The following is a 16,505-nucleotide window of genomic DNA, read 5'->3' as shown; positions in this document are numbered from 1 at the left end:
AAGCACTACGCCAAAGCCTCTGGTAATACCTGTGCAAGGCCCTCCATCAGCAATACTTCAGTGGCTTCCCTATTTATGCTCCCACGCTTGAAGATCCCTCTGCGTTGCTGTTCTCGCACTGCCCTGCTGCGCTGGATGACGGCGTTGCTGTGCGTGGCTTCGCTGGTCGCCAATCTCGTGCTGTTCATGGCCAACCAACCCCTGCCGGGTGGCCTGCTGGTATTGCAACTGATCGCCACGCTGGGTGTGGCCTGGCACTTGAGCCGCGGCGCTAGGTCGATCAACCTGCAGCCGGCGGAACTGGCCGACCGCATGCTCAAGGTCCAGGAGAGCGAGCGCCAACGCCTGAGCCGCGAACTGCATGATGACATCGGCCAACTGCTGACCGCTGCCAAGCTGCAACTGGACTGGCTGCAACGGCGGATGCCAGCCGACCTGCAGCCACAGTGCAGCACCCTGCGCGACACCCTGGAAGACACCTTGAGCAACGTGCGCGATGTCTCGGCCATTCTCAACCCAAGGCAACTGGCCAGCCTGGGCCTGGAAGCCAGCCTGCGTGCTCACCTGGTTCGCACACTGGCAAGCAGCGACGTGCACTGGAGCCTGGAATGCCACCAACGCCTGGGGGGGATTGGCGAGGAAGTGTCCATGGCCGTCTTTCGCATCACCCAGGAAGCCGTTACCAACATGCTGCGCCATGCCCAGGCACGCAACCTGACCATCAAGCTGCAACGCAGCCCCGAAGGCCTGGCCCTGACCATCCAGGACGACGGTCGCGGCTTCACTCCCACGAGCAACCCGGCCGAGGCCGGCCAACGCGGCATGGCCGGTATGCAGGAACGGGTGGTGGCCCTGAAGGGCAACCTGACCATCACCAGTCAGCTTGGCCTGGGCACCCGGATCGATGTCATTTTCCCATGGCCGCCACGCACCCATGAACGTGCCAGGACCCCCGCTTCCCATGACCTGTAGATTGCTGTTGGTGGACGACCACTCGCTGATCCGTGCCGGGGTCCGAGCCCTGGTTTCCGACATTCCTGGCTACACCGTGATCGGCGAAGCCGACGACGGCAACCAGCTGCTCGAACAGGTGCATGCGTTGGCGCCGGACATCATCCTGCTGGACATTTCCATGCGTTCCACCAGCGGGCTGGATGCGCTCACCCAACTGCGCGCCAGCGGCAATACCAGCAAGGTGCTGATCCTGTCGATGCACACCGACCCGGAGCTGATCATGCGCGCCCTGGAAAGCGGCGCCCATGGCTACCTGCTCAAGGACACCACCGCTACCGAGCTGGAACAGGCCCTGGCCGCCCTGCGCAATGGCGAGCGCTATCTCAGCCCGGCCATCGCCCACACCGTGATCAATCAGGCACTCATGCATGCACAGCATGGCAAGCACGCCGTCAGTGAGCGTCACAACCTGACCGCCCGCCAGCTGGAGATCCTGCGTCTGATCGTGCGCGGCAAATCGACCCGCGAGATCGCCGCCGGCCTTGGCCTGTCGATCAAGACCGTTGAAACCCACCGCTCGCAGATCATGAAACGTCTGCAGATCTATGACGTGGCCGGCCTGGTGCTGTTCGCCGTACGCGAAAAAATCATCAGCCTGGACGACTGAGCAGCGGCGAGCCCTCCGGCAGGTGCAAGCGCAGGGCCGCAGGTTTCGCCTCGAAGCGCAGGCTTTCGGCTTGCAACGGTTCGCCGTCAAGGTTGATGTCCAGCCCCTGGGAGCACTTGACCTCCACCCACGGCAACCTGGCGCGGACGAACAAGCCCTCGCCGGCGAAGAGGTCACGCAGCGCCCCTAACATTTCCTGAGGCGCAGGGAGGATGGCGATGTCCAGCAGGCCATCGTCGGCCACCGCCTCCGGGCACAGCACCTGACCGCCGCCAGCCTGGCGTCCATTGCCGATCCCCAGGGCCAGCAACTCGCCCTGCCAATCGAACCCCGGCCCATGCAACGCCACCTTGGCGGCTTGCAGCTCACTGAAACGCGACAGCCCAGTGAACAGGTAAGCCGCCGCCCCCAGCACTTTTTTCAGATCCTCCGAGGTGTTGGCCGTCACCTGGCTACCGAAACCACCAGTGGCCATATTGAGAAACAGTTGCTCGCCCACCTGCCCCAGGTCGATCGGTTTTGCGGGCTGCTCCAGCAGCGCCAACGCCGCCGCAGGTTCCAGCGGTATTCCAGCAGCCTTGGCGAAATCATTGGCGGTGCCCAGCGGTAGCAGCGCCAGGCTGGCGTCCGTGGCCGCCAGCCCCACGGCTTCGGCTACATCGCGCAAAGTGCCATCGCCGCCACCTGCGACCACATGGGTGTAACCGGCCGCCACCGCCTCATCGACAAAGCGTTGGGCATCCCCGGCTTCCCAGGTGACGCGCACATCCAACGTCCAACCGCGCTCGCGCATACCGCGCACGGCTTCACGCACTTCGTCATTCATCGCCTGCTTGCCGTGCAGGATCAACACTGCCTTGCGCCCTTGCATCGTTTTTCTCCCCAGTGAAGACAGTCTTCTCCAGATGTCGACCATCGCCTCTCGCAGAATGCTGCATGGCCCTGCTCGACTGACGAGGGCCTCCTGCGCAAGCCATCGTACGAAAAACAACCAAATTCACACATTCATCATTGAAAGCTTCGCTCACAGGGAGCATGATCGACAAATATTTGGCCTTCATGGAAGATGATGCCTAGAAAAGTCGGTTTTTTGACTTTTTGCCGCCATAACCCTGACAGGTCGCATCGTTCCCCTTCAATGGCGCCACTGACGGCGCCCTGAGTCGAGGTCGTGAAATGAGCGTTCTGATCCCCTGTATCATTGCTGGCGGTGCCGGTACCCGTCTTTGGCCGGTTTCCAGGGAAGCCATGCCCAAGCCCTTCATGCGCTTACCGGATGGCGAGAGCCTGCTGCAGAAAACCTTCGTGCGCGCCAGCGCCCTACCGGGGGTCGAGCGCTTGCTGACCGTGACCAACCGAGAAGTATTCTTTCGCACCCAGGATGAGTATGGCCAGGTCAATCCAGGCAAGCTGCCCTTGGACTTCATTCTGGAGCCAAGTGGACGCAATACGGCTCCGGCGATAGCCGCCGCCGCACTCCACTGTGCCACGCAATATGGTGAGGACAGCCTGCTGCTGATCCTGCCCGCCGACCACCTGATACAAGATTTCGAAGCCTTCGCCCAAGCGGTCGCTCATGCACGCCAGCTGGCCGAAAACGGCTGGCTGGCCACCTTTGGCCTGGTGCCCGACCGCGCCGAGACCGGGTTCGGCTACATCGAACGTGGCAAAGCGCTGAACGAGCACGCCTATCAGGTGGCTCGTTTCGTTGAAAAGCCCGACACGCCTACCGCCCAGGAATACCTCGACGGTGGACGCCACCTGTGGAACGCCGGCATGTTCTGCCTGCGCGCCAGCAGTGTGCTTGAGGAACTGCAGGCTCACGCCCCCGAAGTGCTCGGCAGCGTCGCCACCTGCCTGCAGCGCAGTGCCATCAAGCAAGGCGACAAGGCGCTACAGGTGGAGTTGGACGCGGACAGCTTCGCCCTGGCCGAGGACATCTCCATCGACTACGCCCTGATGGAGCGCTCCGATAAGGTCGCCGTGGTGCCCTGCGAGCTGGGCTGGAGCGACATCGGTAGCTGGGAAGCGGTGCGTGAGCTGCGCCAGACCGACGACGCCGGCAACCACTGCAACGGTGAAGCGGTGCTGCACGATGTACGCAACTGCTACATCGACTCACCCAAGCGCCTGGTTGGCGCCGTGGGCCTGGACAACCTGATCGTCATCGACACCCCCGACGCCCTGCTGATCGCCGATGCCTCGCGCAGCCAGGAGGTCAAGGTCATCGCCCAGCAGCTCAAGCACCAGGGCCACGAAACCTATCGCCTGCACCGCACCGTCACTCGTCCCTGGGGGATGTACACGGTGCTGGAGGAAGGCCCGCGGTTCAAGATCAAGCGCATCATGGTGCGCCCTGGCGAGTCCCTGTCACTGCAGATGCACCATCACCGCAGCGAACATTGGATCGTGGTCAGCGGCATGGCCTGCGTGACCAATGGTGAAGAAGAATTCCTGCTCGATACCAACGAGTCCACCTTCATCAAACCAGGCCGCACCCACCGCCTGACCAACCCTGGCGTCATCGACCTGGTGATGATCGAAGTACAGAGCGGCGAATACCTGGGCGAAGACGACATCGTACGCTTTACTGATATCTATGGACGCGCCCCGACAGCAGCTGCTGGCTGATTGTCAGCGGGCGCGTCTTGTTATCCGCGACCTTTAGCGAGGATTCCGGGTCATGCGCATTCTCTGGACACTGCCCTACCTGCCCTGGCCCACCACCAGCGGCAGCAAGACCCGGCAATACCACCTGCTGCGTGCCCTCGCGCAGCACGGTCACCGGATCACCTTGCTGGTGCAGTCGAAGATTCCGCTCAGCGATGCCGCCCGCGATGCTCTGGAACCATTGGTCGAGCGCCTGATAGTGCTGCCCAGGCGCCCGCTTCACAGCCCACTGAACCTGTTGGCATCCCCCATCATCGACTACCCGATGCGGGCCATCATCAACGGCCTGGCCCCCTGCCTTCGACACCGCTTCGAACAATTGCTGGATGAACCCTGGGATGTGATCCAGATCGAGCACAGCTACAGCTTCCAGCCTTTCGAAAAAGCCCTGCAGGCCCGTGGCTTACCGTACATGCTGACCGAGCACACGGTCGAATCGGTGATGGGCGCCGCCTGCCATGACCAACTGCCCCTGTGGCTGCGACCGCTCAATGCCTTCGACCGCTGGCGCTACCGGCGCTGGGAGCAACGCGTGTTGCGCCAACCCACCGAAGTGGTGGCGGTGAGTACCCATGACGCCGACCTCATCAGCCAGGTCAGCGGGCGTCCGGTAAACGTGGTGGTCAACGGTGTCGACTGCGATCACTACCAGAACGTGCGCCCGGCATTTCATAGCCAGCGTCTGCTGTTCGTGGGCAATTTCGAGTATGGCGCCAACCTCGAAGCCATCGAGTGGGCGCTGGAGGAGATCCTGCCCCAAGTCTGGATGAGCAACCCCGCCGTGCGCCTGGCTATCGCCGGGCACGCCATGCCCGCCAGCTGGAAACTGCACTGGAACGATCCGCGCATCGAATGGCTCGGCTACCGCCCTGACCTGCGCGAACTGCAACAACGTTCCGCGCTGTTTTTCGCGCCCCTGCGCTATGCCGGCGGCTCCAAAGTGAAAATTCTTGAGGCAATGGCCGCAGGCTTGCCCGTCATCACCACTGCCAAGGGCGTTTCAGGCTTGGCCGTGAACAACGGCGAGCACTACTTGGGCAGTGACGACGGCGACCAGTTGGCGCTGTTCATCACGCAACTACTCAACCAACCATGGCGCATGTGCCAGCTCAGCGAGGCCGGCCGCCAGTTTGCCCGACAACGCCACGACTGGAGCGTCAGCGCCCAGCAGTTGGAGAATGTGCATATGCGCCTGACTCAAGCCACGCCGGCCGACGCCAGGCAAAACGATGCTGCCTGGCTCGGGCGTTCAGTCAAGTAGCTCGCTGAAGGGAATGAACGGCACGCTGTCGCCCGGCTTGGGCAGGGTGCCTTCGCGTACCTCCACCAGACCTTCGGCCCATGCCGCGCTGCGCAGCACACCAGAACTCTGGTTCTTGTAGATCCGCACCTGGCCTTGCTCGATACGCGCACGCAGGTATTCGCGGCGGGTTCCTGCCTTGGTCCATTCGAAACCGGCAGGCATATCGAAACGCAAGGGCGTCACCTCGGTCACGCCTTGACGGCGTAACAGGTAGGGGCGGGTCAGCAACCCGAAGGTGACGAGCGTGGACGCTGGGTTGCCTGGCAAGCCGATCACCGGCACACCACGGAAATGTCCGAACGTGAGGGGCTTGCCCGGCTTGATCGCAAGTTTCCACAACGCCAGCTCACCGGCCTCGCGCAGGACTGCACCAAGGTAGTCAGCTTCACCGACGGAAACACCGCCCGTGGAAAGGATCAGGTCGACATCGCCCAACCCGGCCAGGCATTCGCGCGTGCGGGCCAGGTCATCAGCCAGGATGCCCACATCGCGAACCTCGCAACCCAGGCGCTGCAACCAGCTCACCAGCAGACGGCGATTGCTGTTGTAGATCTGCCCAGGCCCTAGCGGCAGGCCAGGCTCCACCAATTCATCGCCGGTGCTGAGCACTGCCACTCGAATCTTTCGCACCACCTCCAAGGTGGCGAAGCCAAGTGTCGCCGCCAAGCCCAACTGAATCGGCCCGAGACGCGTACCGGCAGCCATCACCTGTTCGCCCTGGCGGGTCTCCTGGCCCTGTGGTCGCACATTCTGCTCGAGCTTCATGGGCTCGAGGAAACGCACCCGGCCATCGTCCAGCACCTCGGCGTTTTCCTGCATCTCGACGCAATCGGCGCCCGCGGGCAGCGGCGCGCCGGTGAAGATCCGCGCACAGGTTCCAGGCTGCAAAGGTTGGGGGGCATGCCCGGCAAAGATGCGCTGGCTGACCGGCAGCGGCTCGCCTCGCCAGTCGTCCAGGCGCAGCGCATAGCCGTCCATGGCACTGTTCGGCCAGGGCGGCAGGTCCAGCGTAGCCACCAGGTCGGTCGCAAGGACCCGGCCCTGTGCCTCGGCCAGCGGAACGATCTCGCGTGCCTCGATCGGCGCAGCCTCGGCCAGGGCAATCAAGCGCTGCAGCGCTTCTTCGACCGACATCAGCGGCTGCTTCTGCACTGCCTCAACCACGGCTGTCACAGGCCGTTGCCTGCTTCAGGTGCGGCACGAAGTTGCAGGGGCGATGGCGGGCGTCGAGCTGCTCGGCCAAGATGCCGTCCCAACCGGTACGCACGGCATTGGTCGACCCTGGCAGGCAGCAGACCAAGGTGCCATTGGCCAGGCCTGCCAGAGCACGAGACTGCACCGTGGAAGTGCCGATATCGGCAACGGAGATCTGCCGGAACAATTCGCCGAATCCTTCCACCTGCTTGTCCAGCAGGCACGCCACGGCTTCCGGGGTGCTGTCACGGCCAGTGAAACCGGTACCGCCAGTGATCAATACCACCTGCACGGTCTCGTCGGCGATCCAGTTCGCAACCTGGGCGCGGATCTTGTATAGGTCGTCCTTGAGCAATACCCGCGCCGCCAGTTGGTGTCCGGCCTCGGTCAAGCGGTCGACGAACAGTTGGCCGGAGGTATCGGTTTCGAAGGTACGGGTGTCGCTGACCGTGAGCACGGCGATGTTCAGCGGCACGAAGGGGGTGTCTGCTTTAGCTTTCATGAGCATTCGTCGCAGTAGCAAGTGATGGCCGCAGTTATATCACAGCCGGCCCTGGCCGATGCCGCCGTTGTTCCCGGTCAATGTCCGGGCTTTAGCGCTATGCTGCACTGTCAGAGGAACTTGCATGGACGCCCTGCGTCTTAATGTCATCTAGCACCATCGCACTGGAGAAACACGATGATTCAACGGACCCTTCCTGCCTTCATTCTCGCCCTGGGGCTGGGCGCCCTCGCTGGCTGCGCATCGCCAACCGTCATCACGCTGAACGACGGTCGCGAGATCCAGGCCGTGGACACCCCGACGTTCGACGAGGACTCCGGGTTCTATGAATTCGAGCAACTCGACGGCAAGCGCACGCGCCTGAACAAGGACCAGATTCGCACCGTAAAAGAGCTCTGATGGAGCCCGCCTTCGAGCAAACGGCCTTTACACAACAAGGGCTTGCGTTCAAAAAGGCGATACAGTAGGATTTTGTTCATCGGAGTGTAGCGCAGCCAGGTAGCGCGTCTCGTTCGGGACGAGAAGGCCGCAGGTTCGAATCCTGTCTCTCCGACCAGATCCTTCAAAAAGCCCGCCTTGTGCGGGCTTTTTGTTGCGTCCAGAAAATGTCGGCAGGCTGTACCGGCGCTGCGAACAGGCCGGCACAGCACTCCACTCACTTAAGGTCGGCTACGGCCTGTTCTGCCTGCACCGGTATGTAAAGCAACTGCAAGCGCGCGCTGCTCCACTGACGGGTCTTGTTGGTCAGCTCCAGATCGTTGTTCAGCTTTTGCCCATAGGTCGGCACGATTTCCTTGAGCTTGGCTTGCCATTGCGGCGTCCGGATGCGGTCCTTGAAGGTCTTTTCCAGCACGGTCAGCATGATCGGCGCAGCGGTAGAAGCCCCTGGGGAAGCGCCAAGCAACGCGGCGATGCTGCCGTCCTGGGCGGCCACGACTTCTGTACCGAACTGCAAAACGCCACCGTGTACCGGGTCCTTCTTGATCACTTGGACGCGCTGGCCGGCCTGCAGCAACTGCCAGTCTTCGTTCCTGGCATTGGGGAAATACTCGCGCAGGGCGTTCATGCGGTCATCGAAGCTGAGCATCAATTGGCCCATCAGGTAAGTGCTCAGGTCGATGTTGTCGATGCCGGCATGCACCATCGGCAGCACGTTGTGGCTGGTCAACGACGCGAACATGTCCAGCAGCGAGCCGTGCTTGAGGTACTTGGTGGAGAAGGTCGCGAACGGGCCGAAAAGCAGTACTTGCTTGCCATCGATCATCCGCGTGTCCAGGTGCGGGACCGACATCGGCGGCGCGCCGACCGAGGCTTTGCCGTAAAGCTTGGCCTTGTGGCGGGCGACGATGTCCGGGTTGTCGGTCATCAGGAACTGGCCACCCACCGGGAAGCCGGCGTAGCCTTGCGCTTCGGGAATGCCCGATTTCTGCAGCAGTTTAAGCGCACCGCCACCGGCACCGATGAACACGAACTTGGCGTTGACGCGAGTCTGCTCCCCACCATTGGCCAAGTCGGCCACCAGCACATTCCAGGTGCCGTCATCGTTGCGCACGATGTCACGCACTTCGTGGCGCAGGTGCAGCTTGACGTTGGGGTTGCGCGCCATCGAGGCGAACAGCTGACGAGTGATCTCGCCAAAGTTCACGTCGGTGCCGATGGCCATCCGCGTGGCAGCCACTTTCTGCTCTGGGTCCCGGCCCTCCATCACCAGCGGCACCCATTTGCGGATCTGCTCGTGGTCCTCGGAAATTTCCATACCGCGGAACAGCGAACTGTGCTGCAGTGCGGCCACGCGCTTGTGCAGGAAGGCGACGTTCTCGTCGCCCCATACGAAGCTCATGTGCGGCACATTGTTGATGAACGACTTGGGGTTGCTCAGCACGCCCTGCTCGACCTGATAGGCCCAGAACTGCTTGGAGATCTCAAACTGCTCGTTGACACCGACGGCCTTGCTGATGTCGATACTGCCGTCCGTGCCCTCACTGGTGTAGTTCAGCTCGCAGAAGGCCGAATGCCCGGTACCGGCGTTGTTCCAGGCATTGGAGCTCTCTTCGGCGACCTGGTCCATGCGTTCGTAGACGTCGACCTTCCAGTTCGGCTCAAGCTCGGTGAGGTAGGTGCCGAGGCTGGCACTCATGATGCCGCCGCCGATCAGCAGGACATCGACGGACTTTTGCGGCGCCTCGGGTTTGGAGCAACCGATGACGCTCAGGCAGAGGAGCGTCAGCAGGATTTTCTTCATTGATGTGATCCAGTTGTTGTGTACACGCGCGCCGCTATGAGCAGGGAGCGTGCCAACAGGCCCTGGACCAGGCAACATGGGGTGAGACGGTAGGTCGCATGGCGACAATCCGCCACAGGGCAGCGGATTGCGCCAACCTGGGTGGCGGATTTCCCCCGGATGCTTCGCCGGTGAACCCGCGCCTGGCGCTTGCGCGTCAGGCGGTCAGGCGTGACGTCACCTCACCCAACTGCCCCGAGAGGCCATGCAAGCGCTGCCCGGCTCGTTCGGTGTGCTGCACGGCCTCCTGGTTCGCCGTGGCGATGCGGGTGATTTCGATCAGGTTGCACGAGATGTCTTCGGCCACGCTGGTCTGTTCCTCGGCCGCCGTGGCAATCTGCCGGTTCATGTCGCGAATCGCCTCCACCGACAGGGTAATGCGCTGCAGCATCTGCCCCGCCTGCTGGACCTGCTCGGCCCCCTCCTCGCTGCGCTGCCGACCGCTTTCGATGGCCTTCACCGCGTCCACCGCACCCGACTGCACCGCCTCTATGATCTGATGAATTTCCGCGATGGAAGCCGCCGTGCGCTGGGCCAGGCTGCGCACTTCGTCGGCAACCACCGCAAAACCACGCCCGGCCTCGCCAGCACGGGCCGCCTCTATGGCAGCGTTGAGCGCCAGCAGGTTGGTCTGTTCGGCGATGCCGCGAATCACTTCGAGTACCTTGCCAATGCGGGTGCTGTCGTTTTCCAGTTCGCGAATCACCGCAGCCGTACCGGCAATTTCACGGTTGACCACGGCGATGATGTCGATGGTCTGCTGCATCACCTGCTCGCCGGCCTGGGCGCTTTGGTCTGCTTCATCCGCCGCGCGTGCTGCCTCGGCAGCGTGGCGTGCCACTTCCTGGGCGGTAGCGGACATCTGGTGCATGGCCGTGGTCACCTGGTCGGTGCGCTGGAACTGGTCATGGGTCCCACGGGCCATGTCACTGGCGATGCTGCGCAATTGGCCGCTCGCACCTTCGAGCTCCTGGGCGTTGTCCTGCAAACGGCCGACGGTGTCGGCGAGGAAGTCACGCAGGGTATTGGCTGCCCGGGCCAGGCGACCGAGTTCATCCTCACGGCGGCTGTCCACCCGCGAGACAAAGCGGCCCTGACTCAGTTGCGCGACGTACTCGATCAGCTGGCCGATAGGCTTGATCAGGCTGCGATTGATCAACCAAAGACTAAGCAGGCCGACCAGCGCAGCCGACACCAACATGACCAACACACCCAACCACACTGTGCGCTCGGCGACGGCGCTGATGTGGGACGCCCGTTCGCGGGCATCGGCGCGCAGCTGTTCGACCAGCGCACTCATTTGCTCGCTGGCAGCGCGGTCGACCCCCTTCACCGCCTGGTCGCCCGCCACAGGGTCGCCGCCTGCGGCCAAGAACGCCTGACGCCCCTTTTCGTAGGCTACCCCCAACTGCCGGTGGCTCTCGCGCAACTGTTGCAAGGGCGCCTTGAGCTTGCCATCGGTGGTCTCGATCAATTGCCCGAGCAACTGTTGAACCTGCTGCTCACGCGTCTGGAACTGCTGCCAGTACCTGTCCAGATCAGCCGGCTGGCGACCACGCAGCAAGACGTTCTTCCACTCCTGCACCTGAATCTTGAACTGCAGATTGGCTTCGTCGATCAGTTGCGAAGCCCGTAACGGCCCATCCACCAGCCCGGCATAACCGCGCACGCTGGAAGACAGAAACTGAAAGCACACCAGGGCGATCAACAGCATCGCCGCCAGGCTACCGGCCAGCAGGGTGAGCATTTGTACTCTGAGGGATTTACGCAACATCGGGATCTCGGGAACCAGGAGGAAGAAAATGGCGTGCGCCGGCAGCGCAGATCAAGACATCCATGTCCTCGTTCGCAGACCAAAAAAAAGCTGCCATCGGTCGATAGCAGCCAGGTCGAGCACTTACGCAACAGCTGATCCAGATACTCTCAGGCAATTGCTACAGAAATGTTACATAGGGCCACGCACTAACGCGTATTGAACTGCAGCGAGGCCAATCGCGCGTAAAGTGGGCTTTGCTCGATCAGTTGGGCATGGCTGCCCACCGCTACCAAACGGCCCTTGTCGATCACCGCGATCCGGTCGGCGTGTTGCACCGTGGCCAGGCGGTGCGCAATCACCAGGGTGGTCCGACCGGCCATCAGGCTCGGCAGCGCTTGCTGGATCAAGTGCTCGCTCTGGGCATCGAGGGCGCTGGTGGCTTCGTCGAGCAACAGGATAGGCGCGTCTACCAACAGCGCTCGAGCGATGGCCAGGCGTTGGCGCTGCCCTCCCGAAAGGCCGGTCCCGCCCTCCCCCAGCATCGTCTGATAGCCCTGGGGTAACTGCCGGATGAACGCGTCGGCATGGGCGCCCCGCGCAGCCGCTTCCACCTCCTCCCAGGTCGCCTCGGGCCGACCGTATCGGATGTTGGCCTCGACGCTACCGCGAAACAGCGCGGGGCTCTGCGCAACCAAGGCGAATTGGCGACGTACGTCGGCCGGGTCCAGGTCTGTGATGGGTTGCCCGTCGAGCAGAATGCGCCCGCGCTGGGGGTCGTAGAAGCGCAGCAGCAGGTCGAACAGGGTCGACTTGCCGGCACCGGACGGTCCTACCAGCGCCACGGTCTGCCCCGGCTCTACCACCAGGCTCAGATCGTCGATGGCCGACACCGAAGGCCGCGACGGGTAGGCAAACCCGACCTGTTGCAACTCGATCCTGCCAGACACCCGTGGGTACACCAATGTCGTCGGCACCGAGGGAAGCAGTATTGCACTGCGCGCTGCCAGCAACTCGTCGATACGTTCGGCCGCGCCTGCCGCGCGCTGCAACTCCCCGATCACCTCACTGAGGGTACCGAAGGCGCTACCGACGATCAGGCTATAGAACACGAAGGCGGCCAGCTCACCGCCCGAGATACGCCCGGCGATCACATCCATGCCACCGACCCAGAGCATCACGCCAACGGCCCCCAGCACCAGCACGATGACCAGGGTGATAAGCCATGCGCGCTGGGCAATGCGCCGCCGCGCCACACCGAAAGCCGCCTCGACAGTACCGGCGAACAGCTCCCGGTCCCGCGACTGGTGGTTATAGGCCTGTACTGTCTTGATCTGCCCCAAGGTCTCCGCCACGTAACTGCCCACGTCCGCCACCCGATCCTGACTCTGACGCGACAGGCTGCGCACCCGCCTGCCAAACAACAGTATCGGTGCCAGCACCAGGGGCAAGGCGACCACCACGATGCTGGTGAGCTTGGGGTTGGTGACGAAGAGCAGTACCACACCTCCCACCACCATCAAGGCATTGCGCAGAACCATCGACAGCGATGAACCTATGACCGACTGGAGCAAGGTGGTGTCGGCAGTCAGACGCGACTGGATCTCGGAACTGCGGTTGTCTTCGAAAAAGCCGGGGTGCAGTCCCACCAGGTGATCGAACACCGCCCGCCGAATATCGGCCACGCAGCGTTCGCCGATCCATGACACCAGGTAAAACCGGCTGAAAGTGCCCACCGCCAGCGCCAGGACCAACACCAGGAACAGGCCGATGGTCTGGTTGAGCTGGTGGGGCGAGCGGGTCATGAAACCTTGGTCCACCAGCAAGCGAATGCCCTGGCCCATGGACAAGGTAATGCCTGCCGTGACCACCAGTGCCAGCACTGCCAGCAGGGCCTGGCGCCGATAAGGACGAATGAACTGCCAGGCGAGGCGCAGGGCCCGTCGCTGACGTGGTGAAACCGATTCGGGCATGGTGAGGTCCAGAGGAGACGGGAACCCTGAGACTACCATTCATCCGATAAGGGGGAACGGTTGCAGGCGAGCGCGGACCAATTCTGGGTAATGCAGTCCAATAGTGCGCACACCCTGGTGAGTATAGCTTTTCGTTCTAACCGGTCACTGGAGCTTTGAGGCGCTTTCTGTTGGACTGTCCCTGTCGTGACAACAGAACCAGAGCTGTCACAGGCCGGTCACGGCGCAGGGTTACCCTGAGCTTGAACCTGATGAGGAGACAGGAAAGATGAGTCTGCAGCGAAGCAGCGATAGCCAAAAGCCACAGAATCAACCACCGTCGAAGGTCTGCGGCTCGATCATCGACGCCCAAGGTCGCGAGGTGCCGATCACCGAGCAGATGATCCAGCAAGCGTGCAAAGACCTCGAAGACAGTCGGGTAGAAAAAGTGCGCAAGGGCTGAGCAATAGATTTCTGACAACCCGGCCCTTTGGCCGGGTTTTTCATGGGCGCCTGATGGGGTTTTGCGCTGGACTGCCCGGCCTGAACGCCGGCGAGCCGGCTCTTACAGGGCCGCGCAACCCAAGGCGCTGACCATCTGTGCCAGTTGCGGCGCCTCGCCCCGAATACGCACCGCCAGCCCTTCGATCTCACGCCGCGGTGGATAATGCTTGCGCAAGGCATCGAAGGCCGCCCGCTGCTGGGCCGGGTCATCGCTCAGGCTACGACGGAAGTCAGCATCGTCACGGCGTGGGTCATACACGGCGCGACACAGCGTCGCCAGGGACCAGGCCAGGTCGGCGCTGGCATCCAGTTCGATCTGCGCCAGCGGTGGCTTGGGCAGCAAGTCTGCCAATTGCACCTGCTCGGGCTGACCGAGGAAACGGCACAGCGCCTGGTAGATCTGCGCCGTGCCACGCTGGCGACCGTCCAGGCTATAGCCTGCGATATGTGGCGTGGCCAAGGTACACAAGTCAGCCAACTGCAGGTTTACCTGGGGCTCGCCCTCCCATACATCGAGCACGGCATGCACATCCTCGCGGTCCAGCAACAGCTCGCGCAGGGCATGGTTGTCCACCACAGGTCCGCGACTGGCATTGATCAGCCAGGCGCCAGCACGCAAACGCGCCAATTGCGCCTCGCCCAGCAAATGCCAGGTCGGGTGGTCGCCGCCATGCTGCAACGGGGTGTGCAGGCTGATGACATCACACTGCTCGAGCACCGTATCAAGGCTGACATAGTCGCCCCCTTCTACAGCCTGACGCAGCGGATCACAGACCAGCACCTTCCAACCCAGACCATGCAGTACCCGCACCAAGCGGCCGCCCACCTCACCTGCGCCCACCACGCCGTATACGCGCTCAGGCAGTGACACACCGTCGAGGTCGGCCAGGGTCAGGAGGCTACCCAGCACGTAATCCACCACGCCACGGGCGTTGCACCCAGGTGCGCTGCTCCAGCGGATGCCAGCCTCGGCAAAGTAGTCCAGGTCCAGGTGATCGGTGCCGATGGTGCAGGTGCCCACGAAACGGACACGGCTGCCTTCGAGCAGTTGCCGGTCGACCCGGGTCACCGAGCGCACCAGCAGTACGTCGGCATCCTTGACGCTGGCCGCGTCAAGGCTTCTGCCGGGGTAACGGCGGATCTCGCCGAAGCCTTCGAAGAAGGCATCGAGCAGCGGGATATTCTCGTCGGCAACTATCAGCATGGCGCTCTCCTGTGCGGGGAACGCAGTGTAGGCGCTACGCCCGGCTTGATCCAGCGCGGCTCAGTCGGTCTTCTTGCGGATCCAGTACAGGAAGGTACCGGCCTCTTCCTGCTGTTGCAGCAACTCATGACCCAGGAAGTTGCAGAACTTGGGGATATCACGGCGGGTCGAGGGGTCGGTGGCGATCACCTTGAGCAGGCCGCCAGCGGCCAGGTCGCGCACGTGCTGGTGCAGCATCATCACCGGCTCCGGGCAGTTCAGGCCAGTGGCATCGAGGATGGCGTCGGGGGTGAATTCAGTCATGTGGAACTCCGCAAATGATCGCTATTGTCGCGCATGCCAGGCTTCGGTCCAAGGGGCCGGCTGCCGGCCCCAAGCACTCAGCGTGGCTTCAAGTCGAGCCGGCGCAGGTGACATGTCACTTCCTCGCGGTCGTGATACAGCTGCTTACAGGCAATCGAAACCCTGACCTTGCGCGCCTTGAAGGTGGCTTCCATGCGATCCAGCAGACGCCGCACCTCGGCATAGCGTTGCTTCATCGGCAACTTGAGGTTGACCACCGCCTCGCGGCACAGCCCCTCGCCTAGCCAGGTTTCGATCAAGGCAGCGGTGCGCGCGGGCTTTTCGACGATGTCGCAGACCATCCAGTCCACCGTCTGCTTTGGCTGCCAGGTAAAGCCATCGGCCATCAGGTGCTGCACCAGACCGGTGTCCATCAAGCTCTCGGCCATGGGGCCGTTGTCGATCGCGGTGACCAGCATGCCCCGACGCACCAGCTGGTAGGTCCAACCACCAGGCGATGCGCCCAGGTCGACACCGGTCATGTCGTCACCCAGACGCTGCTCCCACTGCTCGCGGGGAATGAATTGGTGCCAGGCTTCCTCGAGCTTGAGGGTCGAACGGCTGGGTGCCTCGCGGGGGAACTTCAGCCGAGGGATACCCATGGCCCAGAGCGCGCTGTTGCTCGGTGGCGCCATGCCGACAAACACCCGCCTGCCGCTGATGAACGTCAGCAACAGACGCGGGCGATTTCTGTCTTCGACCAGGCGCCCGGCCTTTTCCAAGGCTTTGCGCAGCGGGACCTCGAACTTCCGGCAAAAGGTCGACAGCTCCTTGCCTTCGTTGCTGTCGAGCACCTCCAGCCATAGGCTGCCGAACTCCGGGTAAGCGCCGAGGTGCTCGAGCAACACGCTGATACGGTCGCTTTCCGGCAACTCGACGAAGTCACCACGGGCCCACTGGCGCGGGAAAATCAACTGAGCGAAGCGCAGTTCCCCCATCAACCGCTCGGCACCTTCGGCCTCGGCACAGACGAACTCGGCGCAGGCGCTCTGCGGCTTGCCCTTGGCATAACCGGCAACGCCAAGGCGGGCGGCGTGTTCACTGATTTCTGCGCACACCTCGCCCTCGAAACCGGGCCGGCAATGCATGAACAGGGTATTCATCTCTCACTCCACTTCGGCTGGCGCACAACCGGCGCCGGCAGGCCGGCGATGATAAAGGAAGATCGGAACCTGCGAC

Annotated in this window: 15 protein-coding genes, 1 tRNA gene and 1 pseudogene; 7 read left to right on the top strand and 10 right to left on the bottom strand. The window is 62.8% G+C overall.

Annotated elements, in window-relative coordinates:
• The first annotated feature begins 75 nt into the window (after window positions 1-75).
• Together IF103_RS07870 and IF103_RS07865 are read left to right on the top strand one after the other, a co-directional pair.
• On the top strand, window positions 76-972 hold the full coding sequence (locus IF103_RS07870) for a sensor histidine kinase (RefSeq protein WP_027906765.1): 897 nt from the start codon (window positions 76-78) through the stop codon (window positions 970-972).
• On the top strand, window positions 962-1,621 hold the full coding sequence (locus IF103_RS07865; RefSeq protein WP_023379563.1) for a response regulator: 660 nt from the start codon (window positions 962-964) through the stop codon (window positions 1,619-1,621). Before IF103_RS07870 ends, IF103_RS07865 begins: the two co-directional genes overlap by 11 nt.
• Here the strand turns inward: IF103_RS07865 and yegS are convergent.
• On the bottom strand, window positions 1,605-2,492 hold the full coding sequence (gene yegS / locus IF103_RS07860) for a lipid kinase YegS (RefSeq protein WP_104881997.1): 888 nt from the start codon (window positions 2,490-2,492) through the stop codon (window positions 1,605-1,607). The genes IF103_RS07865 and yegS overlap by 17 nt on opposite strands.
• 305 nt (window positions 2,493-2,797) lie before the next feature.
• On the opposite strand from yegS, the gene IF103_RS07855 reads away from it, so the two are divergent.
• Both IF103_RS07855 and IF103_RS07850 read left to right on the top strand, forming a co-directional pair.
• Window positions 2,798-4,252 carry a mannose-1-phosphate guanylyltransferase/mannose-6-phosphate isomerase gene (locus IF103_RS07855; RefSeq protein WP_104881998.1) on the top strand — a complete coding sequence of 485 codons (1,455 nt, stop codon included), beginning with the start codon at window positions 2,798-2,800 and terminating at the stop codon, window positions 4,250-4,252.
• Window positions 4,253-4,304: 52 nt separating this feature from the next.
• The gene (locus IF103_RS07850) at window positions 4,305-5,552 is read left to right on the top strand and encodes a glycosyltransferase family 4 protein (RefSeq protein ID WP_023379560.1); all 1,248 of its coding nucleotides are present in this window, start codon (window positions 4,305-4,307) and stop codon (window positions 5,550-5,552) included.
• Here the strand turns inward: IF103_RS07850 and IF103_RS07845 are convergent.
• Both IF103_RS07845 and moaB read right to left on the bottom strand, forming a co-directional pair.
• The gene (locus tag IF103_RS07845; protein WP_023379559.1) at window positions 5,541-6,767 is read right to left on the bottom strand and encodes a molybdopterin molybdotransferase MoeA; all 1,227 of its coding nucleotides are present in this window, start codon (window positions 6,765-6,767) and stop codon (window positions 5,541-5,543) included. The genes IF103_RS07850 and IF103_RS07845 overlap by 12 nt on opposite strands.
• Window positions 6,751-7,290, bottom strand: a complete 540-nt coding sequence (moaB, locus tag IF103_RS07840) for a molybdenum cofactor biosynthesis protein B (RefSeq protein WP_023379558.1) — start codon at window positions 7,288-7,290, stop codon at window positions 6,751-6,753. The genes IF103_RS07845 and moaB overlap by 17 nt, the downstream gene beginning before the upstream one ends.
• A gap of 177 nt (window positions 7,291-7,467) precedes the next feature.
• On the opposite strand from moaB, the gene IF103_RS07835 reads away from it, so the two are divergent.
• Together IF103_RS07835 and IF103_RS07830 are read left to right on the top strand one after the other, a co-directional pair.
• The gene (locus tag IF103_RS07835) at window positions 7,468-7,689 is read left to right on the top strand and encodes a YgdI/YgdR family lipoprotein (protein ID WP_023379557.1); all 222 of its coding nucleotides are present in this window, start codon (window positions 7,468-7,470) and stop codon (window positions 7,687-7,689) included.
• An 80-nt stretch (window positions 7,690-7,769) separates the two neighbouring features.
• Window positions 7,770-7,846, top strand: a tRNA-Pro gene (locus IF103_RS07830).
• Window positions 7,847-7,945: 99 nt separating this feature from the next.
• Here IF103_RS07830 and mqo read toward each other — a convergent pair.
• From mqo to IF103_RS07815, 4 genes and pseudogenes are all read right to left on the bottom strand, one after another.
• The gene (gene mqo / locus IF103_RS07825; protein ID WP_023379556.1) at window positions 7,946-9,532 is read right to left on the bottom strand and encodes a malate dehydrogenase (quinone); all 1,587 of its coding nucleotides are present in this window, start codon (window positions 9,530-9,532) and stop codon (window positions 7,946-7,948) included.
• 196 nt (window positions 9,533-9,728) lie between these two features.
• Window positions 9,729-10,433 (bottom strand): methyl-accepting chemotaxis protein, encoded by a 705-nt coding sequence (locus IF103_RS25340; protein ID WP_374375816.1) that lies wholly within the window; start codon window positions 10,431-10,433, stop codon window positions 9,729-9,731.
• A gap of 228 nt (window positions 10,434-10,661) precedes the next feature.
• Window positions 10,662-10,772: pseudogene (locus IF103_RS25335) on the bottom strand (hypothetical protein); the annotation flags it as partial.
• 761 nt (window positions 10,773-11,533) lie between these two features.
• Window positions 11,534-13,297: an ABC transporter transmembrane domain-containing protein gene (locus IF103_RS07815; RefSeq protein WP_202676006.1), complete on the bottom strand. Its 1,764-nt coding sequence runs from the start codon at window positions 13,295-13,297 to the stop codon at window positions 11,534-11,536.
• Window positions 13,298-13,565: 268 nt separating this feature from the next.
• Between IF103_RS07815 and IF103_RS07810 the strand changes: the two genes are divergently transcribed.
• A complete protein-coding gene (locus IF103_RS07810) occupies window positions 13,566-13,739 on the top strand; it encodes a PA1571 family protein (RefSeq protein ID WP_023379553.1) in 174 nt (57 codons plus the stop codon).
• Window positions 13,740-13,841: 102 nt separating this feature from the next.
• On the opposite strand, the gene pdxB is transcribed toward IF103_RS07810, so the two are convergent.
• From pdxB to rlmM, 3 genes are all read right to left on the bottom strand, one after another.
• Window positions 13,842-14,984, bottom strand: coding sequence for a 4-phosphoerythronate dehydrogenase PdxB (pdxB, locus tag IF103_RS07805; RefSeq protein ID WP_023379552.1), 1,143 nt, complete (start codon window positions 14,982-14,984; stop codon window positions 13,842-13,844).
• A gap of 60 nt (window positions 14,985-15,044) precedes the next feature.
• A complete protein-coding gene (gene tusA, locus IF103_RS07800; RefSeq protein ID WP_023379551.1) occupies window positions 15,045-15,287 on the bottom strand; it encodes a sulfurtransferase TusA in 243 nt (80 codons plus the stop codon).
• A 77-nt stretch (window positions 15,288-15,364) separates the two neighbouring features.
• The gene (gene rlmM / locus IF103_RS07795; RefSeq protein ID WP_202676005.1) at window positions 15,365-16,429 is read right to left on the bottom strand and encodes a 23S rRNA (cytidine(2498)-2'-O)-methyltransferase RlmM; all 1,065 of its coding nucleotides are present in this window, start codon (window positions 16,427-16,429) and stop codon (window positions 15,365-15,367) included.
• Window positions 16,430-16,505 lie beyond the last annotated feature (76 nt).

It is taken from the genome of Pseudomonas sp. SK2, assembly GCF_016772395.1.
Lineage (GTDB): Bacteria > Pseudomonadota > Gammaproteobacteria > Pseudomonadales > Pseudomonadaceae > Aquipseudomonas > Aquipseudomonas taiwanensis.
The sequence above is the reverse complement of the archived record's forward strand: the minus strand, read 5'-3'. Positions and strand labels throughout refer to the sequence as shown.